The 22,282-nt window shown below is 62.1% G+C and carries 18 protein-coding genes; 2 read left to right on the top strand and 16 right to left on the bottom strand.

The window, feature by feature from the left end:
* Position 1: 1 nt before the first annotated feature.
* Complete coding sequence (locus tag ACX3YF_RS25620) at positions 2–223, bottom strand: cbb3-type cytochrome c oxidase subunit 3 (RefSeq protein ID WP_458945390.1); 222 nt, start codon at positions 221–223, stop codon at positions 2–4.
* The gene (gene ccoN, locus ACX3YF_RS25615) at positions 223–1,650 is read right to left on the bottom strand and encodes a cytochrome-c oxidase, cbb3-type subunit I (protein WP_130206237.1); all 1,428 of its coding nucleotides are present in this window, start codon (positions 1,648–1,650) and stop codon (positions 223–225) included. The genes ACX3YF_RS25620 and ccoN overlap by 1 nt, the downstream gene beginning before the upstream one ends.
* A 326-nt stretch (positions 1,651–1,976) precedes the next feature.
* Here ccoN and ACX3YF_RS25610 point away from each other — a divergent pair, with 326 nt between their 5' ends.
* Both ACX3YF_RS25610 and ACX3YF_RS25605 read left to right on the top strand, forming a co-directional pair.
* Positions 1,977–3,650 carry a nitrite/sulfite reductase gene (locus tag ACX3YF_RS25610; protein ID WP_130206235.1) on the top strand — a complete coding sequence of 558 codons (1,674 nt, stop codon included), beginning with the start codon at positions 1,977–1,979 and terminating at the stop codon, positions 3,648–3,650.
* Positions 3,647–4,126, top strand: coding sequence for a DUF934 domain-containing protein (locus ACX3YF_RS25605; protein ID WP_196585830.1), 480 nt, complete (start codon positions 3,647–3,649; stop codon positions 4,124–4,126). Before ACX3YF_RS25610 ends, ACX3YF_RS25605 begins: the two co-directional genes overlap by 4 nt.
* A 151-nt stretch (positions 4,127–4,277) precedes the next feature.
* Here ACX3YF_RS25605 and ACX3YF_RS25600 read toward each other — a convergent pair whose 3' ends face one another.
* The 14 genes from ACX3YF_RS25600 to ACX3YF_RS25535 all read right to left on the bottom strand — a co-directional run bounded on the left by ACX3YF_RS25600 (position 4,278) and on the right by ACX3YF_RS25535 (position 22,136).
* Positions 4,278–6,644: a tetratricopeptide repeat protein gene (locus ACX3YF_RS25600; RefSeq protein WP_458974532.1), complete on the bottom strand. Its 2,367-nt coding sequence runs from the start codon at positions 6,642–6,644 to the stop codon at positions 4,278–4,280.
* 142 nt (positions 6,645–6,786) lie between these two features.
* Complete coding sequence (locus ACX3YF_RS25595) at positions 6,787–9,300, bottom strand: fused MFS/spermidine synthase (RefSeq protein WP_458974531.1); 2,514 nt, start codon at positions 9,298–9,300, stop codon at positions 6,787–6,789.
* Positions 9,301–9,378: 78 nt separating this feature from the next.
* The gene (locus ACX3YF_RS25590; RefSeq protein WP_458974530.1) at positions 9,379–10,959 is read right to left on the bottom strand and encodes an arylsulfatase; all 1,581 of its coding nucleotides are present in this window, start codon (positions 10,957–10,959) and stop codon (positions 9,379–9,381) included.
* Between the two features lie 67 nt (positions 10,960–11,026).
* Positions 11,027–12,055: an HAD family hydrolase gene (locus ACX3YF_RS25585; RefSeq protein ID WP_458974529.1), complete on the bottom strand. Its 1,029-nt coding sequence runs from the start codon at positions 12,053–12,055 to the stop codon at positions 11,027–11,029.
* The gene (locus tag ACX3YF_RS25580) at positions 12,052–13,494 is read right to left on the bottom strand and encodes a BatD family protein (RefSeq protein ID WP_196585966.1); all 1,443 of its coding nucleotides are present in this window, start codon (positions 13,492–13,494) and stop codon (positions 12,052–12,054) included. Before ACX3YF_RS25580 ends, ACX3YF_RS25585 begins: the two co-directional genes overlap by 4 nt.
* Positions 13,491–15,071: a vWA domain-containing protein gene (locus ACX3YF_RS25575; RefSeq protein WP_458974528.1), complete on the bottom strand. Its 1,581-nt coding sequence runs from the start codon at positions 15,069–15,071 to the stop codon at positions 13,491–13,493. Before ACX3YF_RS25575 ends, ACX3YF_RS25580 begins: the two co-directional genes overlap by 4 nt.
* Before the next feature lies 1 nt (position 15,072).
* The gene (locus ACX3YF_RS25570) at positions 15,073–16,065 is read right to left on the bottom strand and encodes a vWA domain-containing protein (protein ID WP_458974527.1); all 993 of its coding nucleotides are present in this window, start codon (positions 16,063–16,065) and stop codon (positions 15,073–15,075) included.
* Positions 16,052–16,633 carry a DUF4381 domain-containing protein gene (locus ACX3YF_RS25565; protein ID WP_458974526.1) on the bottom strand — a complete coding sequence of 194 codons (582 nt, stop codon included), beginning with the start codon at positions 16,631–16,633 and terminating at the stop codon, positions 16,052–16,054. The genes ACX3YF_RS25570 and ACX3YF_RS25565 overlap by 14 nt, the downstream gene beginning before the upstream one ends.
* The gene (locus ACX3YF_RS25560) at positions 16,630–17,565 is read right to left on the bottom strand and encodes a DUF58 domain-containing protein (RefSeq protein ID WP_458974525.1); all 936 of its coding nucleotides are present in this window, start codon (positions 17,563–17,565) and stop codon (positions 16,630–16,632) included. Before ACX3YF_RS25560 ends, ACX3YF_RS25565 begins: the two co-directional genes overlap by 4 nt.
* Complete coding sequence (locus ACX3YF_RS25555; RefSeq protein WP_458974524.1) at positions 17,562–18,542, bottom strand: AAA family ATPase; 981 nt, start codon at positions 18,540–18,542, stop codon at positions 17,562–17,564. The genes ACX3YF_RS25560 and ACX3YF_RS25555 overlap by 4 nt, the downstream gene beginning before the upstream one ends.
* 88 nt (positions 18,543–18,630) lie before the next feature.
* Positions 18,631–19,578 (bottom strand): SphA family protein, encoded by a 948-nt coding sequence (locus tag ACX3YF_RS25550; RefSeq protein ID WP_458974523.1) that lies wholly within the window; start codon positions 19,576–19,578, stop codon positions 18,631–18,633.
* A 12-nt stretch (positions 19,579–19,590) separates the two neighbouring features.
* A complete protein-coding gene (locus ACX3YF_RS25545) occupies positions 19,591–20,994 on the bottom strand; it encodes a DUF1254 domain-containing protein (protein ID WP_458945381.1) in 1,404 nt (467 codons plus the stop codon).
* Positions 20,995–21,021: 27 nt separating this feature from the next.
* Positions 21,022–21,243, bottom strand: coding sequence for a hypothetical protein (locus tag ACX3YF_RS25540; RefSeq protein ID WP_448647796.1), 222 nt, complete (start codon positions 21,241–21,243; stop codon positions 21,022–21,024).
* Between the two features lie 614 nt (positions 21,244–21,857).
* A complete protein-coding gene (locus ACX3YF_RS25535) occupies positions 21,858–22,136 on the bottom strand; it encodes a DUF6124 family protein (protein ID WP_196585961.1) in 279 nt (92 codons plus the stop codon).
* Positions 22,137–22,282: the final 146 nt, after the last annotated feature.

Below are 22,282 nucleotides of genomic sequence, written 5' to 3'. Positions count from 1 at the left end.
CTCAGAGTTCGAGGTTGCCCCATCCTGGCTTCGGTTCTTGCGGGGCGACAGCCTTCACCGTCTTCCCTGTCGCCTGTTCCACCCGCCGCGCCACTTCCGGGTCATCGGCGAAGGGCATCAGGCTGGCGTCATTGAGGCTTTGCGTCGAGTGACTTCTCAGGCAGTACTCGACGCCCAGCCACAGGCTCGCCACCCCCAGAATATTCAGTGCGATTTCGATCATCAGGCGATCTGCGCCTCCCGTTCGGCCATGGCCACGTCGCCCACCCGTACCGTGCGCCACACGTTGTACGCCATCAGCAACATGCCGCTGAGGAAGAACACGCCACCGGCAAAGCGCACCACAAAACCGGGATGACTGGCCTGCAAGGCTTCGACGAAGGAGTAGGTGAGGGTGCCGTCGTCGTTGATTGCCCGCCACATCAGGCCCTGGGTGATGCCGTTGACCCACATCGAGGCGATGTACAGCACCGTGCCAATGGTCGCCAGCCAGAAATGCAGGTTGATCAGCGGCGTGCTGTGCATCTGCTCGCGACCGAAGACTTTCGGCACCATGTGATAAGTCGCGCCAAAGGTGATCATCGCCACCCAGCCGAGGGCGCCGGCGTGCACGTGGCCGATGGTCCAGTCGGTGTAGTGGGACAGGGCATTGACGGTCTTGATCGCCATCATCGGCCCCTCGAAGGTCGACATGCCGTAAAACGCCAGGGACAGCACCAGAAAGCGCAGGATCGGATCGGTGCGCAACTTATGCCAGGCGCCCGACAGCGTCATCATGCCGTTGATCATGCCGCCCCAGCTCGGCGCCAACAGGATCAGCGACATCGCCATGCCCAGTGACTGCGCCCAGTCCGGCAGTGCGGTGTAGTGCAAGTGGTGCGGGCCGGCCCAGATGTACAGGGTGATCAGCGCCCAGAAATGCACGATGGACAGGCGATAGGAATACACCGGACGCCCCACCTGTTTGGGCACGAAGTAATACATCATCCCGAGGAAACCGGTGGTCAGGAAGAAACCCACGGCGTTGTGCCCGTACCACCACTGAACCATGGCATCGGTGGCCCCGGAATACACCGGATAGGACTTGAACCAGCCCACCGGGATCGACAGGTGATTGACCACGTGCAGCATTGCGATCACTACGATGAACGCACCGAAGAACCAGTTGCCGACGTAGATGTGTCTGGTCTTGCGCTGCACCACCGTGGTGAAGAACACGATGGCGTAAGCGACCCAGACCACGGTCATCCACACCGCGCCGGAGAACTCGATTTCGGCGTATTCCTTGGTGGTGGTGTAACCCAGCGGCAGGCTGATCAACATGATCACAATCACCGATTGCCAGCCCCAGAAGGTGAACGCGGCGAGTGTGTCCGAGAACAGCCGTACCTGGCAGGTCCGCTGTACGGCGTAGTAACTGGCCGCGAATTGCGCGCTGCCGGCAAAGCCGAATATCACCAGGCTGGTGTGCAGCGGGCGTAAACGGCCGAAGGTGGTCCACGGCAGATCCAGGTTCATCTGCGGCCACACCAGTTGCGAGGCGATCCATACGCCCATCGCCATCCCCACGACGCCCCAGATCACCGTCGCCACGACGAATTGGCGCACGACCTTGTAGTTATAGGCTTGCCCGACAGTTGTTGTGCTCATGCTCAATGCTTCCACGGTTGCAATGCCGTGCACTCTAGGAACCGTGGCGCAAACAAAACAGGCTCAGGAAAAGTTCATTAATGCGGATCAGATTGGAAATGACCTTGTCCCGATTGATCCACCTCTGATACGGCTTTTTAACAAATAACTGAATCTGTGATGAAAATCAGCGCCGGCCCATAGTGCTACCTCCTGTAGGAGCGAGCCTGCTCGCGATGGGCGTCAACGATGACGCGGGCTGTCTGGATGCCCCCGTTGCCTGTGCGTTTTTCGCGAGCAGGCTCGCTCCTGCAGGTTTTTGTGCCAAATCCTGATGAGGTAGCCACATGTATCAGTACGACGACTATGACCGGGCGCTGGTGTTCGAACGGGTTGCGCAGTTTCGCGATCAGGTCGAACGCTTCATCGCGGGGGAACTGAGTGAGGAAGAGTTCCTGCCGCTGCGCCTGCAGAACGGCCTGTACATGCAGAAACACGCCTACATGCTGCGGGTGGCCATCCCTTACGGCACGCTGAGCGCCCGGCAGATGCGCACGCTGGCGAGCATCGCCCGCGACTACGATCGTGGTTACGGCCACTTCACCACCCGGCAGAACATGCAGTTCAACTGGATCGAACTGGCCGAAGTGCCGGACATCCTCGAACGCCTGGCACAGGTGGAAATGCACGCGATCCAGACGTCCGGCAACTGCGTGCGCAACATCACCACCGAAGCCTTTGCCGGGGTCGCGGCCGACGAAATGATCGACCCGCGCCCGCTGGCGGAAATCCTGCGGCAGTGGTCGACCATCAACCCGGAATTCCTGTTCCTGCCGCGCAAGTTCAAGATCGCCATCTGCTCGGCCGAGCAGGATCGGGCGGCGATCATGATGCACGACATCGGCCTCTATCTTTACCCCGGCAGCGATGGGCAAATGCTCCTGCGGGTCATCGTCGGCGGGGGCTTGGGACGTACGCCGATCCTCGGCTTGCAGATCCGCGAAGGCTTGCCATGGCAGCATTTGCTGTCCTACGTCGAGGCGGTGTTGCGGGTGTATAACCGCCATGGCCGGCGGGACAACAAGTACAAGGCGCGGATCAAGATTCTGGTCAAGGCCCTGGGCATCGAGGCGTTCGCCCGGGAAGTCGAGGAAGAATGGCAGTACCTCAGGGACGGTCCGGCACAGCTGACCGAAGATGAATATGAACGCGTGGCCAGTGCCTTCGTCGCACCGCCGTACCGCGAACTGGCGGACACCCGCCTGGATTTCGGCACTCAGTTGAGCGAGCACCCGGCGTTCGCCCGTTGGGTGCAGCGCAATGTGCAGGCGCACAAGGTGCCGGGGTATGCCAGCGTGGTGCTGTCGACCAAACCCGGCAATGCCGCGCCGCCGGGCGATGTCACCAGCGAACAGATGGAGGCAGTGGCCGAATGGGCCGAGCGCTTCGGCTTTGCCGAGATCCGCATTGCCCACGAACAGAACATCGTCCTGCCGGACGTGCCCAAGGCCGATCTGTTCGCGCTCTGGCGGCTGGCCTGCGAGCACAATCTGGGCAGCGCCAACGTCGGCTTGCTGACTGACATCATCGCCTGTCCCGGTGGCGATTTCTGTGCACTGGCCAACGCCAAGTCGATCCCCATCGCCCAGGCCATCCAGGCGCGTTTCGACGACCTCGACTACCTGCACGATCTCGGTGACATCAGCCTCAATATCTCGGGCTGCATGAACGCCTGTGGCCACCATCACATCGGCAATATCGGCATCCTGGGGGTCGATAAGAACGGCAGCGAGTGGTACCAGATCACCCTCGGTGGCGCCCAGGGCAAGAGCAGTGCGCTGGGCAAGGTCATCGGCCCATCCTTCAGCGCTGCCGAAGTGCCCGGGGTGATCGAGCAGATCATCGACACCTTCGTGCGTTATCGCGAGAGCGAGGAAGTGTTCGTCGATACCTTTCAGCGCATCGGCCTGGAACCGTTCAAAGAGGCGGTTTATCCGAAAGTGCTGGAGGTCTCGGCATGAACAATCTGTTGCGTCTGCAAGAAGGCGTGGCGCGGCTGATCGAGGACGATCCATGGACGCTGGTCCGGGACCTGGAGGCGCCATTGCCGGCGGGCAAGCTGATCCTGCCATTGGCCCGTTGGCTGGAAAACCCGCGACAACACGCGCTGTGGCTGGGGCCGGACGATGACGTGGAGGGCCTCAAGCCGTGGTTGCCCGAGTTGCCGCTGATCGCCGTGGACTTTCCGAGTTTTCGCGATGGTCGCGGCTACAGCCAGGCGTACTTGCTGCGCACTCGATTGGGCTGGACGGGCGAGTTGCGAGCCATCGGTGACGTGCTGCGCGACCAGCTCAGCCACATGCGCCAATGCGGCTTCGACAGCTTTGCGGTGCGGGCGGATAAATCCGCCGAGGATGCGTTGAAAGGACTGGCCGGCATGAGCGTGCTGTACGGGCGCTCGGTGATAGAGCCGCGGCCGTTGTTTCGGCGGCGTTGATGCCAAACCGGTGGGAGCGGTCTGACATTCAACATCAGTGTTGTCTGAACTGGCCTCATCGCGAGCAAGCTCGCTCCCACAGGTTGATCATTGGCCGTGATTACTTGACCCGTTCAGCTTGCCCGCGAAGGGTCTCTGGATCAGCCCCCAATCACTTCAACGCCGGATCGCCCATGTTCATTTTCTTCCAGCCCTGCAACAGCACCTGCGCCTTGGGTTCATGGCCGTTATCCAGGTAGTACTGGATCAATGCCAGGCGCGCATTGCGGTTGGCCGGCTGCACTTTCAGCAGCCGTTCGAGTTCATCGCACGCCTCATCGATTTTGCCGCTGTCGTGCAGCGCCACGGCCAGCACATAGCCAAACTGCGCACTCTGCGGTTCCAGTTGCGCGGCTTTGCGCAGGAACGGCATGGCCTGGGCGGACTGGCCGGCGCGCACCAGTGACAAGCCCTGGGTATGTTGCAGCAGGGCGGCGTCCGGGTGCTCTTTCAGGCTTTGCGCCAAGAGCGCCTGTGCTTCCTGACGGCGGCCATTGGCCTCCAGCCATTGCACCAGTGTCACCAGGGCCGGATAGAAGCCCGGATCACGCTTGAGCGCAGTTCGCAGCAGACCTTCGACCTCGTCACTGCGCCCACTGGCCTGATACAGCATGGCCAGGTTGAGGTTGGATTCGGCACGCTCGGCGAGGCTCTTCTGCACGTTTTCGTACTCGGCGATGGCCGCCTCCCAATTGGCCCGCGCACTGCCCAGACCCGTGTTAGCCACGCTGAGCAGGTCCCGGGCCGCGGCAATGCGCACGGCTTTCACCGGATCGCCGAGCAACGGCGACAGCAGCGCGGCGCGTTCCTCAGGCGGCAGGAACGCACTGATGGTGTGGACCGCACTTTCACGCACTTGCGGCGCTGGATGGCTCAGGTCCCTGGTCGCGAGTTTCAGTGCCTGTTCGCTTGGATACAGCGGCAACTCGGCGAGCAGGGTCGCCCGTTGAATCGCCGGCAGGTTGCTGCGTTGCAGCTGCTCGTAGAGCGCCTGCGCCGCGCCCGGCTGGCCGTTGCGAATCAGCCACAGGCTTTCGTCGTAGCGCGGGGCCTGGACGGGGCTGGCATTGGCGGTGTTCCACAATTTGAACTGCTCGGTGACCTTGTCGCCTGCCTTGCTTTGGTGACAGCTCAGGCAGGCGTCCGGTGTGCCGAGTCTTGCCGCACGCTCGGGGTTGGGAATGCTGAAGCTGTGGTCATGGCGGAAGTCGTTGCCCATGTAGAACTTGCCGGGCATGTGGCAATCCACGCACTGCGATCCGGGCTGGCCCATGGCGTGACGGGTGTGTTCGATGGAATCGTAGTTCTTCGCTTGCAGGCCCTTGCCATCGACGGTTTCCACGGCCGTCTTGCCGGCGCTGTTGTGACATTGCAGGCAGACGCCGTTCCCCGGCGCCTTGAGCTCGGCGCTGTGCGGGTTGTGGCAATTGCTGCAGCGCACACCCTTGTCGAACATCTTGCTCTGGGCAAAGGAGCCGTGTTCGAACACTTCGTCCTTGATCTTGCCGTCCAGGGCATACAGTTCGCGGGTCAGCGGGCTCGGCAAAAAATCATCCATCAGGCGCTTGCCAACGGTGTAGCCGTCGTCCAAGGGGGCGCGGCGCGAGTGGCAGCGGGCGCAGGTTTCGATTTCAACGGTGGCGTTCTTGTCCTTGAGATCGACGGCGAAACCGGCGTGGATCAGGTCGGTCTTCTTCGCGGCCCATTCCAGGTGGTTCGAGGCCGGGCCGTGGCAAGCCTGGCAGCCGATCCCGAGGCTGTTCCACTGACTGTCGAAGGTGTTTTTCGCCGCATCGAAATTACGCTTGAAACCGGTGGTGTGGCACTCGATGCACATGAAGTTGGCGTTCTGGCTCGGTTTGCTCCAGTGCAGCGGGTCCTTGAAGGACACGCCCTGGCCCGGATAAAGGTGAAACCAGCGGTGCTTCTCGGTATCCCAGGCCACGCCCAGGGCTTGCAGTCGACCTTCGCCGACCTCGATCAAGTACTGCTGCAAGGGCGCAATGCCGAAGGTGTAGGCCACCTTGAAGTCGGCGTTCTTGCCATCGCTGCCGGGGGTGTTGACCCAAAAGCCGTCGTCCTTGCGCGAAAAACGTGTGGTTTCGTTTTCCGCCTTGAAGGTGACGTTGTTGAAGTCGCCGAGCAGGGTGTCGGCATTGGCCGGTTGCATCGCCAATTGGTGATGGGAGCCTTGCCAGTCCTTGACCTGCGCGCTGTGGCAGCCTTGGCATTGTTGCTCATCGACCATTTTGGCCGGCGCCATGGCAACGGGTTGCGGTTGTGGTTTGGCCGGTTCAACGGCGGCCTTGCTGACCGGTGCGTAGGTCACGGGTGCCGGATGGCTGCCGAACAGAAACCAGCCGATGCCCGCGACCGCCAGCAGCAAAACGCCGATGGTGACGGGAAACAGGTAGCGATTGATCAAGGTCGGTTGCGAATCAGGGGTTGCGTTTGCTGCATTATTTTTATGTTTCGGCATTGCGACTTCCCTGGTCCAGGTGCGTTTGCCGTCAGGCGCACGTTCAGCGAATTGCAGCTTTGCCGGATGGCCGGCGACTGTCAAATGACGCTTGTGATCGGTTATGCGTCGTTCCGACAATGGCGGTCGGATAGTTGCCGGATCACTCCCCGCCAAACCAGCGGAAATACGGGTTACCGCCATCCCCGCGCATCACTTCGCGGGCGTCCCGGGCCCAGGCATCGCGGTCACCCTCGTACGCATGCAGGCTCGCCCGATAGAACTGCATCAGGCGTTGCTGGTGGGTGTTCATCCGTTCGATGAAACCTGCATCGGCGTTGACCAGGGGCGGGGCGCTGCGCAGATTCAGCAGCGCCGGAAGCACGCGGGTGATTTCCCTGTCCCGTACCCAGGGGGCGTATTCGATTCGCGGTTGATCGTCGGTCACCGCTGGCGCGGCAGCAGCGAAGCGTTCGAGGCCGGCGCGATCGGTGACCCAGGTGGCGAGCAACGCGGCCGCCGAGCCGATACCGACATCCTGCAAGGTGCTGCGCACGCTGTCCTGCTGGAAGCGCGCGCTGATCTTCGCTGCATCCAGTTCCATCGGCTCCAGCGAGCCCACCAGCAGCATCTCGTGGAACTCACTGGTCCACAGGGTGGCGTAGGGGAAGACGTCAAGGAAACTGCGCACCAGCGAGCGTGAGTCGTCGATGTTTTGCGTCGGCAACGGCAGCCATTGGGCGACCAGGCCCTGGTTCTGCAAACGGCTGGCCGCCAGTTGGTAAAAGTCCCGGGAATACAGATTGACCACGCCGGCAGCGGACGGCGGTGGTGGTTCAAGGGTGATCAGGTCGTACTGCTGCGGGTTGCGCAGCAGTTCCTGGCGACCGTCGCGCAAACGTACATCGACACCGGGATCGGTGGCGGCATTGAAGTTGCCCTTGAACAAGGGCGCAGCCTTGACCACCGACGGCAGCAGTTCGGCGACGACGCGATGCTCCAGGCCCGGATAGCGGGTCAGGGCGCCAGCGGTGATGCCGGTGCCGAAGCCGATCACCAGCGCCGAGCGCGGTTCTCCGTTGTGGATCAGCAGCGGCAACAGTGCCTGAATGCGCATGTAGCGCAGGGATGGCATGGCGTCGCCAGTGTTGGACACGCCCTGGATGTACAAGCGCTGAAACGCCTTCTGCCCCTTGCCCTGGGTGACTACGGCGACAGTGCCGCCGCGACCTTCCTCATAAAACGCCAAGGTGCCGTTGCGCGCACCGGGCAGCAGGCCGGCCAGTTTTTCGACCGGGGTCAGCAACGCCAGTGCCACCGATAACAGGCCGACCGCGACCACGCCCTGGCGCCGGCCTTTCTTGACCCCATGGCCCTTGCGCACGGCGAAGTAGCCGATCGCGGCGGCGAGGATCGCCAGCAGGCCAAGAGTCCGCACCAGCCCCAGCAACGGGATCAGCACAAAACCGCAGAGCATCACTCCGATAATCCCGCCCAGGGTATTGAACGCCACGACCTCACCAACATTGCGCCCCACATGGTCGCGCCCGACGCTCAAGCGCAGTGCCACGGGAAACGCCGCGCCGAGCAGCACGGTCGGCACGAACACGATGCTCAGGGCAGCGACCGCGAAGCGTGCGCTCATGCCCAGTAACTCACTGGCACCCAACGACAGCACCCTGGCTTCGACCAGGCTCTGGGCGAGTACCAGCCAGCGCCCGAGCAAGGCGATTTCCAGCAGCGCGATCAGCCCGGCGCCAGCGATCAGCAGGCCGAATACCCCCCAGGGATCGCGCAGGCGATCGACCCGACGGGCGAGCAGGGCACTGCCCAGGAACAGCCCGGTGAGGTACGTCGCCAGCACCACGGCAAAGGCATAGGTGCGCGTACTCATGAACTGCACGATGGACTGCGACCACACCACTTCGTAACCAAGGGCCACGCCACCGGCGATCGAATACAGCCACAGGGCCAGGCGATCCGGTGCCTTGTCCGTGTGGTGTTTGATGGGGGTTTCAACCGGCAGTGAGCGATGACGCTGGAACCACAGGGCCCCGGCAGCGGCCAGCAGGTTCAACATCGCCGCGGCCAGGGCACTGCCGCGCACGCCCAGGGTGGCAATCAGCACGAACGCCGCGAGCAGGGTGCCGGCGATGGCGCCTGCGGTGTTCGCCGCATACAAGTGGCCGCCAGCCTTGCCCAGTTGTTGCGGGTGGCTGGCCAACGAACGAACCAGCACCGGCAACGTGCCCCCCATCAGCAAGGCGGGAATGCCCACCAGGGCAAACGGCAACACCCAGGCCAGCAGGCCGATGTGTTGTTCCAGCCAGGCGAAAGGGCTGGCCGCCAGGCTCATGGCGAACGTCGCGCCGACACCGAGTACCGCCACCAGCACCTCCAGCCCGGCATACAGCAGCACCGGTTGCTGCAAGCGGTCCGCCCAGCGGCCGAACAGCAAGCCCCCCAGGGCCAGGCCTGCAAAAAACGCGCTGATGCCGGTGGTGATGGCGTACACCTCGACGCCCACCACCAGCGACAGCTGTTTGATCCACAGCACCTGATACACCAGCGCCGCGGCACCGGAGACGAAGAGCAACAGGGCGGGGATCAACAGCGCCGGGGAGGCGACGTGAGGGGCAGGTATGGCCGACGACTTGCTGGCGACACGTGAGGACATTGCGGATGGCCTTATACAAAACTCGAATTCCATGAATAAGTCCGCTCGCCGGTGAAGGCGAGCGGCGGTCGAGCGGTCTTACTGTGCGGCTTTCATTTTTTCGGCGATTTTGGCGTCTACCGCAGCCCGGATCTGGTCAACACTGAAGCTGGCCGGTTTCTGGCTCGGTGGATACTCGATGAAGGTCTGCAGGAACTGCGCAGATTTGGTCACTGCCTGGGCAACCAGATAAACGTTTTTGGTGGTCCAGTCGTAGTACTGGTCAGACACGATGTCCGCCCGTTCGAATGGGTCCATGCGCAGGTTGAATATTTTCGGTACCCGCAGGCACGCGAACGGTTCGCTCCAGACTTTGAAGCCGCCCGGTGCACGCTGCTCGCAGAACACAGCTTTCCAGTTGCCGAAGCGCATCGACACCAGCATGCCGTCATCGTTGAAGTAGTAGAATTCCTTGCGCTCGCCTTTGGGCTGCTGACCGGTCAGGTAAGGCAGTTGGTTGTAGCCGTCCAGGTGCACCTTGAAGCTGGTGGCGCCAGACGTCGGGGCCCAGCCCTTGAGCAGCTTGTCTTTCACCTCGGCATCGCCTGCTGCAGCGAGCAACGTCGGGAACCAGTCCATACCCGAGAACAGCTCGTTGGACACTTCCCCCGGTTTGATCTTGCCTGGCCAGCGCACCATGGCCGGTACGCGGTAGGCGCCTTCCCAGTTGGAGTTCTTCTCGTTGCGGAACGGCGTGGTCGCCGCGTCCGGCCAGGAGAACTGGTTCGGGCCGTTGTCGGTGGTGTAGACGACGATGGTGTTGTCGGTGATCTTCAGGTCGTCGAGGGTTTTCAGCAGTTTGCCGACGTCGCCGTCGTGTTCGAGCATGCCATCGGCATAATCGTTGCCGGGCATGCCGCTCTGGCCCTTCATCGAATCGCGTACGTGGGTGAACAAGTGCATGCGCGTGGTGTTCATCCAGACGAAGAACGGTTTATCCGCCTTGGCCTGCTTCTCGATAAACGCCTGAGCGGCGGCGGTGGTTTCGTCGTCGATGGTTTCCATGCGCTTGGCGGTCAGCGCACCAGTGTCTTCGATCTTGCCGTCGGCGAAACTGTGGATCACGCCGCGAGGTGAGGCAGCCTTGACGAACTCGGGATCATCCTTGGGCCAGTACGGGCGTTCAGGCTCTTCCTCGGCATTGAGGTGATAAAGGTTGCCGAAGAACTCGTCGAACCCGTGGTTGGTCGGCAGGTACTCGTCCTTGTCGCCCAAGTGGTTCTTGCCGAACTGGCCGGTGGCGTAGCCCTGGGATTTGAGCGCCTGGGCGATGGTGATGTCACGTTTTTGAAGACCCACCGGGGCGCCCGGCATGCCGACTTTCGACAGGCCCGTACGCAAAGGCGTCTGCCCGGTAATGAACGACGATCGTCCAGCCGTGCAGCTGTTCTCCGCGTAATAGTCGGTGAACATCATGCCTTCCTTGGCGATGCGGTCGATGTTCGGCGTCTTGTAGCCGACCACCCCCATGGAATAGGCGCTGATGTTGGTCTGGCCGATGTCGTCGCCGAAGATCACCAAAATGTTGGGTTTTTCCGCAGCCCCGGCGATTGCCGGGATCGCCATGACCGAGGCCACCATCAGGGCAAACTTGGGTAACCATTTGCGTATGCGAGTCATCTGACTTGCTCCTTTGCTTACGTCGCTCGGTGCGACAAACGTTTATCGCGGTCCTGCATCACGCTTTTTATTGCACTTGCTCGGGTGTGGCGGCATCGAACGGGTAGATTCGGCGCCATTCGGCCGCCATGTCGACGACGGTCCAGCCGCGTTTATTCGCTTCGTCCAGGGCCTTGTCCAGACGGCCGATCTGCGACTCACGGTCATAGGCCCATTCGCGCTTGGCGTCGGTGTGATGCACCAGTCCCATGAAACGTTTGCCCGGCCCGGCAGCGGTCCACTGCAGCATTTGCAGGTCGCCGTCGGAGTTGCCGAAGGCCAGGATCGGCCGCTTGCCGATGACGGCGTCGATGCTTTCCGGTTTGCCCGGACCGTCGTCGTTATGCGCCAGTTTTGGCGTGCGCAGGATCGACGCCTGGCCATCCTTGTACTGAAACACTGTGACGAAGGTGGTGCCGATCACCTGCTCGGGCGGGATGCCATAGACCTTCTCGGCGAAGGCGCGCATGAAACCGGTGTCGCCACCGGAGACGATGTAGGTCTTGAAGTCTTCGCTGCGCAGGTAGTCGAGCATTTCCAGCATCGGCTGGAAGATCATTTCTGTGTAAGGCCTGCCGGTTTTCGGATGGCGAGCCTGGCTGAGCCAGGTCTTGGCGTAGTCGTCGAAGGCCTCGGTGGTCATGCCGGTGTGGGTCGCACCGAAGATCTTCATCATGCCGTCCAGGCCAGTGGCGGCCAGCGCCTTGTGATCGTTTTCCAGCACCGCCTTGAACGGCTGAGTGGTTTTCCACTCCGGGTGTTGTGGCGCGGTGCGCTTGACCTCTTCCAGGGCAAACAGCAGTTCGAAGTACATCGGCTGCTCGCTCCACAAGGTGCCGTCGTTATCGAACACGGCAATGCGGTCCTCGGGTTTGACGAAGTCCTTGCTGCCTTGATCGGTCACCGCCTGCACGAACTCGATGATGTGCTTTTTCGCCGGGCCGTCGTTCCAGGAGGGCAGCGGTTCGGCGGCTTGTGCCAGCAGTGGCAGGCTCAACGCCAGGGCCAGCAGCCACTTCAGCCCGTGGAAATGGCGGTGCGCTATCGGGTTCGTCATGGGAATTCCTTCTCGTGCCCGGGGTTGAGTGGACGCAATGCGGGAGCAACTGATTCGCTGTTGTGTTCAGCCTGACTGTGCAGCGTAGTCAAGGATTCCTTGAGTTGGTGCAATGCCTGATCTTTGGCGGGATCGCGGCCGTAGCACGCACGCAGAAAGGCTTGCAGGCGCGGGCCGAAACCCGTCAGCTTCAGGCCCGTTCGGCTGCGCCGGGTCCACAGGTACAGGGCGCTCAACTGTGGCGGTTTGCCATCAAGCTGCGCCGGGATTTGCCGCCAGGCGTAGTCGGCGCAGGCCAGCCAGGCGCTGTGCCGCGCCTGACGCCGGGCCTTGGCCTTGAGGTACGCGCGATGGACAAAGGGGCGGGCAATCCAGGCAAGTAGCGCCACACTCGACAGCAGCGCCAACAGGCCCAAGGCACCGCCCGAAAGGTGCAGGCGATGGGGCTGACCGAGTTGCTTCAGGTCTTCGCTGATCGAAAACACCGGCCGATAGGCACTGTTGGCGGCGGCGTCGAAGCTCACGGCGGGCACTTGCGCGGTGCGGGTTTGCTGGCTGCTGGCGTCCCACCATTTCAGCTCGATGGCCGGCAATGTGTGAGGGCCTTCGGTGTCGATGCGGTAGGTCACGCTGTCGATGCGCTGGCCGCCGGTGAAGTGGCCGCGACCGTCGTCCAGGGTGCTGATCTGCGGGTTCTTGGCGTACCGGCTGAGGCCGCTGACATCCCCCAGCGATGGCGTCGGCAGTGACATGGCCAGGGCGCCGTCGGCTTGCAGCGTCAGTTGCCGGGTGAGGCTGTCACCGACTTTCAGCGGCGTCGCGGAATTGACGATTTGCTGGGTGAGCCGCAGGCCTTGCGCGACCAGCACCGGTTCGCCGGGCGCGAAACCCGGCGGTTGCGCCGCCGTGAAGTGCAGCGGCTGGCTCCGGGCGCTCAACTCGACGCTGGCCTGGCCCGGGGTGACGCGCACGCTCAGGGCCGGAATGTCGAACCCTTGCGCCACATTCGGCGTGATCAGGTAGCGGTAGCGCATGCCATTGAAGGACTTGCCGTCGAGCGTCCGGTTCAGGTGCTCGGCGTGGCCGTCCGGCGGCATCACCAGCGCGCCGGGCAGCTTGAGGTCGGGCAGGGTGGGGGCATTGGTGAACCAGGTGTCGGTGAGGACATCGAGGTGCAATTCGACCAGGCTGCCGACCATGGCGGTGTCGGCCGGTTGCAGGCTGGTCTGGACGCGCAGTTCGGGTTCGGCGGCGAGGGCGGTTGCGCTGATCAGGCACAGGAGCAAGGTGCCGAGTATTGTGTTGCCTGGGCAGGCGCCTTCGCGGGCAAGCCCGCTCCCACACGATGCACGCCGTTCATGACGTTTGGGTACGCCACCTATCCCTGTGGGAGCTGGCTGGCCGGCGATGGGCGCGACCGGGTTTTGCAGACAGATCATGGCTTGCCTCCCGCCTGATCCTGCAAACTGAATTTCTGCTTCAAGAACTTCGCGGGTGATGTCGTGAGGTTCTGCAACCACTGTTCATCCGAGGCCGCCTGTTGGGTTGGCACCGGTCTGCTCTGGCCTTTGCCGGGGGCCTTGTCCATTTTGATTTCGTCGGGTTTGACCTCGGGGGCGTTTTGCTCAGCGCTTTCGGTGTCTTTCTGCAAGGCGATGGCCAGGGCCAGGTTGGCCGTGGCTTCAGGGAACTGCGGCTGCAATTTCAGCGCTTGGGTGTAGGCGGCGATGGCCTCGTCGAACTTGAAGCGACGCACGTAAATGTTGCCGAGGTAGAAATACGCCTGGGGCGTTTCCAGGCGGGCGAAGCTGGCCAGGGCCAGGTCGAAATCGGCGGCGTTGTAGGCGGCGATGCCTTTCCAGTAAGGGTCAACGAAATGCGCTGCGGCTTGTGGCAAGTGCCCGTGTTCGAATGCCCGGCGGCCTTGCTGGTCCGGGGTGAAAAACGCGTCAATGAGTGCGTTGGCCTGTGCCGGTGCCGGTTGTAAGCCAATGCCGATGGCCAGTAAAAATCCGGCCATCCAGTTCAGGCTCCAGCCCTTGCGCACGCTGAAGAACGCGATCAACAGCAGCGGCCAGCACAGCCAGTATCCGGCGTCCTTCCAGTGCAGTTCGCGCTGTTCGTCGCTGGCACTCTGGAAATGCTGCTGGGCGTGTAGTTCGATCCAGTCCAGATCGTCGTTATTGAGGGTCAGGCTGCCCAGTGGTGCATCCAGCGTAGAGGCGAGCTGCTTGAGGGCGGCCTGATCGAAGCTACCCAGCGCCGGGCGACCGTTGCTGTCGGTGCGCGCCTGGCCATCGGCAGTGTGGATGATGCCCCCGTCCTCGCTGCCCACAGCGAGGATCAGCACTTGCAACGCGCTGTCGTCCAGTTGCTTGTTCAGGCCGGCCAGCGCCGACGTGTCGGCACCGTCGGTGATCAACAAGAGCGTCCCCGGCGTTTTTTCAGCACTCAGCAAACGCTTGGCCTGATCGATCACCGCCCCGACATTTTTTCCCGGTTTGCCGATCAGGTCGGTGCCCAATGCCTGGATAAAGGTGTCGAGCAGGGCCGGGTCGTCGGTGGGCGGCAACACCAGGTGCGCGCTGCCGGCGTAGGCGATCAGTGCGTTGCGGGCGCCGGCGCGACGCTGGATCAGGTCATGCAATTTGTGTTTGGCCGCTTCCAGGCGCGTCGGTTGCACATCGTTGGCGTCCATGGACGGCGAGAGGTCAATGGCGATGATCAACGGCGCCCGGTTTTGCAGAAAGTCAGGGCGATCCTGTTCCCAGGTCGGCCCGGCGGCGGCCAGCGCGCCGAGCGCCAACAGCGCGCAAACCAGGTGCACCGGGCGCAGCCAGTGTTGATCCTGCGGGGTAATCAAGAGATGCGGCAGCAAGTGCTCGGCGATGTTGCTGCGCAAACGCCGCTGCAAGTCGCGGCTGCGGCGCCAGAGCCACGGCAGCACGGCGGCGAAGGGCAGCAGCAACAGCCACAGAGGACGCAGGAAATGGAAGTCGCTGAGGTTGATGTCCATCTCAAACCGCCTGCCGTTGACGGGCAATCGACAAGCGTGGCCACAGCAGGGCACCCAGGTGATAGAGCGCAAGCAGGGCGATCGCCGTCCCGAGCGGCCACCAGAACAGGTCGCGTTTGGGTTGATGGCTAAGGGTTTTCACCTGATGCGGCGTGAGGGTATCGAGGTTGCTGTAGACCTGGTCCAGCGCGTTGCGGTCCTCGGCGCGGAAGAACTTGCCACCGGTGGCGGCGGCGACCTGCTGCAAGCCCTGCAGGTTGACCTTGGCTTCACCGGAGGCGTCAGGATCGCCGATACCGATGGTGTGAATCACCACGCCTTTGGCTGCGGCCATGGCCGCCGCGTGGTCCGGGGTGATGGCGCTGCTGGTGTCGTTGCCGTCGGTGAGCAGGATCAGCACTTTCTCTTGTTCACGGGTCTGGTCGAGCAGTTTCAGGCTCAGGCCGATGGCGTCGCCAATCGCTGTGTTGGGGCCGGCCATGCCGATGCCGGTGTCGCCCAGCAGCAACGACAGGCTGGCGTGATCGAGGGTCAAGGGGGCCTGCGGGTAAGCGCCACTGCCGAACACGATCAGGCCGAGACGATCCTCTTTGCGCTTGTCGATGAAGCCATGCACCACCGCTTTGACGGCGTCCAGGCGATTGATTTTCTGGCCATTGGCGTCGGTGAAATCGGTGGTTTCCATGGACTGGGAAATGTCGATGGCCAGCATCAGGTCGCGCACCGGCTGCTGACGCTCGATGGGTTTTTCCACGTACACCGGCCGGGCCGCCGCCAACAGCAACAGCGCCCACACCAGCAGGTTCAACAGCAATTGCCAGCGATTGCTGCGGGTGCCGGCCTGACTGGGCGCCTGGCCGACGGCACGGCTCATGGCGGTGAAAAACGGCACGCGCACGGCGCTGCGCGACTCACGGTAATCGGGCAGGTAGCGATAACCGAACCACGGCAATGGCAACAGCAGTAACAGCCAGGGGTAATCAAGCTGCCACATGATGATGCTCCACCCAGTGTTTGCAGGTGTCGAACAACTGCTGGCGTTGCTCGTTGGGCAGTGCGCGCAAAGCCGCATCCGGGGCATAAGCGAGCAGCGACAGTTGTTGGCTGAAATCGGCTGGCAACGGCTGCTTGCAGTGGCGCTGCAAAAAGGCCTGCCAATCATCTTTTCCAAGCGCTGCCGGCGACTGTGGGAGCGAGCTTGCTCGCGATAGCGGACGGACAATCACCTTCGTTGTTGAATGTTGAGTCGCCATCGCGAGCAGGCTCGCTCCCACAGGTTGTGTGGCTGGCATGGAGAGGGCGGTGCGTTTTAGAAGTTCTGGTAGCTCACGCAACGCGTTCAGGTCATCACTGCGCTTTTGCAATTGCGCCAATCGCAGCAGCGCCTCGCGCCGATAACGATCACGCCGCCATTGCCAATAACGCCGCACGGCGATGATCGATGCGGTCATCACCAGCAAACCGAGCAACATCCACCAACCCCAGGTTTGCGGTGCGTAGCTGACCGGTGCCGGCAGTGGGATCTCCTTGAGTTGGTCAATGCTCGGGATGTTCGGATTCATCGCCGCGCTCCAGCCAGTTTGCCCAGCTCGGCGCGCAATTGTTGCTGTGCCTCGGTGGCGGTGGTGAACATCATCAAAGGCACCCGACTGCGCCGTAGCAGCGTTGCAACGTCCTTGAGCCGGCCACTGAGAAAGTCCCCCAAAGGCTGGTGCACCTGACGGCGCTCCACCGCCAGCTCCACCTGCAACTGGCCTTGGGTGATCAGTAAACGGCCGTTTTTCGGCAGGTTCAGGGCCAACGGGTCGTAGACCTGCATGGCGATCACATCGTTGTGCGTCGCCAATTGGCGCATCAACTGCAAGGTCCGTTCTCCGGCGCCGGCAAAGTCGCTGACGATGCAGATCAAATGATCGTGGCCGGCCAGTGCCAGGCACTGCTGCAAGACTTTGTCGAGCTGGTCTTCGCCCTCGGCATCCGGATTGGCCGCATTCAGTGCCCGGTTCTGCTGGACGATGCGGCTGCACAGCGCTTCGATCCGCTTGCGGCTGCGCAACGGCGCGATGCTGTCGATGCGCTGATCGTTGAACACCAGCCCGCCGACCCGATCCCCGGCGTTGAACACCATCCACGCCGCCAGCGCACCGAGTTCGGCGGCGACGGCGGATTTGAAGCTGCGTTGCGAGCCGAAAAACATCGACATGCGCTGGTCGACAAGTATCAGCGCGGGGCGGTCGCGCTCTTCGGTGAAGGTGCGCACCACCGGTTTGCCGGTGCGCAGCGACGCACGCCAGTCGAGGTGGCGCAAATCGTCCCCTGGCTGGTACCGGCGCAATTCATCGAAGTTCAAGCCACGGCCACGCAGGCGCGACGCATGGTTGCCGGCCAGGATGCTGCCCTGGGGCTGACGCGCAAGAAAACTCAGGTCACGGGCCTTGAACTCCAGCGCCATCAATTGCGCCAGAGAGACGTAGACCAGACCGTCCGCGTTCATGCGGGAATCGCCACTTTATCGAGCAACCGGTCGAGCACCTGATCGGCCGTGACGCCGTCGGCCACCGCGTCGTAGCTCAGTTGCAGGCGATGGCGCAGCACCGGATGCACCACGGCGCGCACGTTGTCCGGCGAGACGAAGTCCTGGCCCTGCAACCAGGCATCGGCGCGGGCGCAGCGGTCCAGGCCAATACCGCCGCGAGGACTGGCGCCGATGTTGATCCAGCGCCCGAGGTCGGCGTCGTAATCGGCCGGATGGCGGGTGGCATTGATGATGTCGATCAGGTAGCGGTCGATGGCCGGGGAGACGTGCACCGCGCTGACTTCCTGACGTGCAGCGAAGATCACGTCCTGGGCCAGGGCGAAGCCCTGCACCGGGGCGGTCTTGGCGCCGAGGGCCTGTTCTTCTTCGCGCAACAGGCGCAGCACCTGGCTCTCGTTTTCCGCACTGGGGTAATCCAGCAGGACTTTCATCAGAAAGCGGTCCATCTGCGCTTCTGGCAGCGGGTAGGTGCCTTCCTGTTCGATGGGGTTCTGTGTCGCGACAACGATGAACAGTTCCGGCAGCGTATGGCTGTTGCCGGCCACGGTGATCTGCCGTTCTTCCATGGCTTCGAGCAACGCCGCCTGGACCTTGGCCGGGGCGCGGTTGATTTCGTCGGCCAGGATCAGGTTGCCGAACAGCGGGCCCGGTTGGAAGCGGATCTCGTTTTTGCCCTCGACCTGGTGCAGCACCTCGGCGCCGGTGATGTCTGACGGCAGCAAATCCGGGGTGAACTGGATGCGACTCATCTTCGCGTCCAGGTGTTTGGCCAGCGCCTTGACCGTGCGGGTCTTGGCCAGCCCCGGCAGGCTCTCCAGCAGCAAGTGCCCATTGGCCAGCAGGCCCAGGAGGATCTGCCGAATCACCTGGTCCTGGCCCAGCACCGCTTCGGCGATGCTGGCTTGCAGGGCGTTGAGATCATTGAGTGCGGTCACGGGTTGCTCCTCGCTCACAACATAAAGGTCGGAATGACCGGGATGAAGGGTGGGCGGAAATTCCAGCGGCTGTTGATCGCGCTGCCTCTTAGAAAAACGCGAGGGTCAGGTTGATGTTGAAACCATTGCCTTCCGGCCGGTTCTTGGTGTCGAACTCGGGCACCCAGCGAGCGCTGACGCTGGCCTGGGCATCGGCAAACTTGCCGTTCCAGCCCACTGACGGGCCTGCGCCCACCGAACGTCCGCGAAAGCCCGTGGTAGAGCCACTGCCTGAGTCATCGGTGATCTGCTGGATATAACCGGCCACCAGCCCCGCGTTCCAGCCGTTGCCGAAACCATGGGTCCATAAGGCGTCGAGGGTGAAGATGTCGCCGTTTTTGTAATCGGTGGCGTTGTTTTCGGTATAGAACTCCAGTCCGCCCGACAGGGTGAACTCGCCGCCCTTGCCGTCCAGGTGAGTGAACGCCACGGTGGGCATGAAGGTGTAGTTGTTCTGCCCGGGGTTGGCCAGGCGATTGTCGTTGTAGGCACCGGTCGGCACGTAGATCGGCAGGGACAAGGAGAGGTGGTTGACCTCGTCGAAGTGGTAGCCGGCGGCAATCGGTGTCACCAGCATGTCGGCGAACTGGGTGCCGGTGTCTTCCCTGCCCAGCATACGTCCACGCGGGCCGGTGATGCTCGCGGTGACGTCGGTGTACTGCACCGGCACGCCAATGGCCGAGGCGTAGTTCCAGCTTCCCTTGCCGGTGTCCCAGACACGGGTGAAGTTGGCCATGGTGTAGGACACCTTCATGTCCAGCCCGGTACTCAAGGCACCGACAATCGGCACTTGGGCGTTGCCCCTGAGATCGCCGTCGTACCAGATGCTGGTCAGGGACATTACCCAACCCGGTGCTGGCGGTATGACCCCCGCATTGGAAATCACCTGCTGACCGGTGATCGGCCGGCCAACGCCGCCCTCGGTTGCCAGCACCAGCGAGCTTCCCCCAACCATGCACAGCGCCAACAAAGGGCGCACTACCAAAGGCCTCATCATCACTGACTCCGCTTATTTGTCTTTTTGGTCTACAGGGGTCAGCAACGGCATATTCCATTGGCCGTTGGTGACTTCCGGTTTGGGCAGGTACAGGCGCAGTACGCCGTAGAACGGACCCTTCGGTGCCGGCAGCCAGTTGCTTTGCAGGGCCTTGGCCGGTGCCTTGTTTTGTACGTAAAGGGTCAGTCCGCCGTCGTTGTCGAACTTGAGACCGGGCAACATGCGCGAGTTGATCAGGTAGCGATTGAGCGGGTTGGCCACCAGCAATTTGGTCTTGCCGTCGTACATCGTCAGCGACCAGAACGCGTCGGCCGGGGGCAGGGCGTCTTTGTCGAAGTGCAGGGTGTAATCGTGTTTCGAGGCATCGACCGGTTGCCCATCCTTGTCGACGAAATAGCCGATGTAATTCGCTTCTTCGGCGGAGTTGCCGAAAATCCCCATGTTGGCGCCGGCATAGCGGTACAGGTAATTGCCCTTGAGGTGATCACGGGTGCCGAACACGTCGCCACTGGTAAGTTCGTGGGTATCCACTTTGGTTTTCTTGAACTCGGCGAATTCTGCCTTGGCGTCGCTGATGCCGTCCTCCAGGGCCTTGCGCTGGTCCGCGGTGAGTGTGCTGACGTTGAACGGCTTGCCGGCTTCGATGCCGATTTTTGCGAATCGCCCCAGCAGGTCCTTTTCCACGTCCTGGGACGGAGCGAACGACAGCATGAAATTCAGGTAGCGAAACAGGTCCGGGGTGTCGCTCATGGTCGGTGTGGGTTTCGGCCAGTCGATCTTCGGCGCGGCCGGTGGCGCCTTTTGCTTGTCGTAGTGGCTGAGGGTTTCGACCTTGTAACCTTTCTGGATCTGCTTGACCTTGGCCAGGTCCTTGTCATCGAACAACTGCGTACGATACAGCGCATAGGCAATGTTGCTTTCGCTGCGCAGCAGGCGGTCGATGTTCAGAGGTTGCTGTCCCTGCCAGTTGGGCCCGGCGATCATGTAGTGGCCGCCATTGTTGCCGGTGCTGCGGGTGCCCAGGTAGGCGAAGTTCTGCGTGTAGGCGTCGATCAATTGCACCGAGTAGTAACGTTGCTCTTCGATGGGCGGCAAGGTCAGCACCAGGGGCTCGGCGCGCAGGTCCATCCAGACGAAAGAGTAAGGGGTGTCTGCATTCGGCGTGACGAACGCGGTGTCCCTGGCGGTAAACGCCTTGGCGGTGTTGCCGATCTGGTTGAACGGCGCCTTGAAGTTCGGGCTCTTCTTGTCCACGGCCTGGGTGTACAAGGTCTTGTACATTTCCACCACGGGGAACCCGTATAAATAGGCTTCTTTGGCAATGCTCCGGGCTTCTTCCGGGGTGGCGGTGAAGTCGGCCGAGGCGTTCGCGCTCAGGGCAAGCGCAAGCGCGGTGAGTGACAGGCGATTACTCATAAAACTTCCTTATTCAGTCTCTTGGCGTCATCGCTTGGTCGTGACGTCGTCGGTCTTACCGGGCTTGTAGATACGGCCTTGACTGGCGGGGTCCAGGCGCAAGTCGCATCGGGGGGCAGACACATGAGTGGGTGTGTCAGCGTCCAGGGTCACTTGGCCGGCCCGTGCGTCCAGGTCCTGAGCACCCACGCCGCAGCTGACAAACATCGTCATCACGCTGAAGCCGGCTGCGCGAATGGCACCGTGCATAAGAACTCCTTGCTGGCCGTAACTGACGGTCCATGCGGTTCGAAGAAGACGTTGGTGATATCAGGCCCGGGTTTGCAGATTTTGCCGCCACCCAAACCGAGTGGGGCGTGCCGGTGGTTTTCAGGTAGCGCAAATCGCCGCCATGCGGATCTGAACGGGCGCTGGCGGGGAGGGAGGCAGCAGCATGCAGCTTGAGGGCGCAGACGTCTTGCAGGTTGATATCTGGCGCCGGGTTCAGCGGGTTGTTGAGGGTATAAAAGCCAGGCGCATGCAAGTTCGCCAAAAGACAGACGCACATCCCCATGGTGTTCGACATGATTCCCCGGTTCCTTGGTGGCTCATTTGGACTGCTCGGCACTAGGCGGCCGTTGCGACGTAGTCTCTTTGCTCTCTAGCCTGTAGGACACGTCCTTTTGACGCTAGCAGCTCACCACGGTTTAGCCAGTCGAAGGGATTGATTCTCTGGATTTTGCAGGCGGAATTTCGGTGCCTATGTGTACTAAAAAGTCAATAAAAATCAGCAGGTAAGGCGTGAGCGCACGGATTGAAACGACGAAACCCGCCGTCTGTGTGAGCACAAAAGGCGGGTTTCAAGGATCTGTGCTTAGGCGTGATCAGCGCGGGTCAAGATTATCCAGCACCCGGTTGACTGCCAGTTCGCCCAGCATGATCGACTGTTGAATACCCAACAGCGTATTGCTCTGGGACCCCTTCAGATACCTGGCGAAGTCACTGGCCATGACATTCGCCGAGGCCAGCGATTCACAGGCGTATTCGAGCAGGGTCTGGTTGTCGATGTCGGGGGCGATGAAGAAGATGTTGCTGGGTAGGCGGGGCGTTTGGTTGAGGGTGTCCGGATCGGTGTCCGGGGGATTTTGCGTCTGTTTGATCATGGCAACGTACCTCTAAAAGTAGTGCCGCAACCCACTCGCTACTAAACGAAAGGGTGGCAGCTATGCGCAAGTTAGTAGACCGGTACGTTGCCAACCCGGCGCACCTGAAGGTGCCATGCGCACAGCCGCCATCAAATGCAGGTGAA

The organism is Pseudomonas fluorescens group sp. PF-69, from assembly GCF_054481235.1.
The sequence above is the reverse complement of the archived record's forward strand: the minus strand, read 5'-3'. Positions and strand labels throughout refer to the sequence as shown.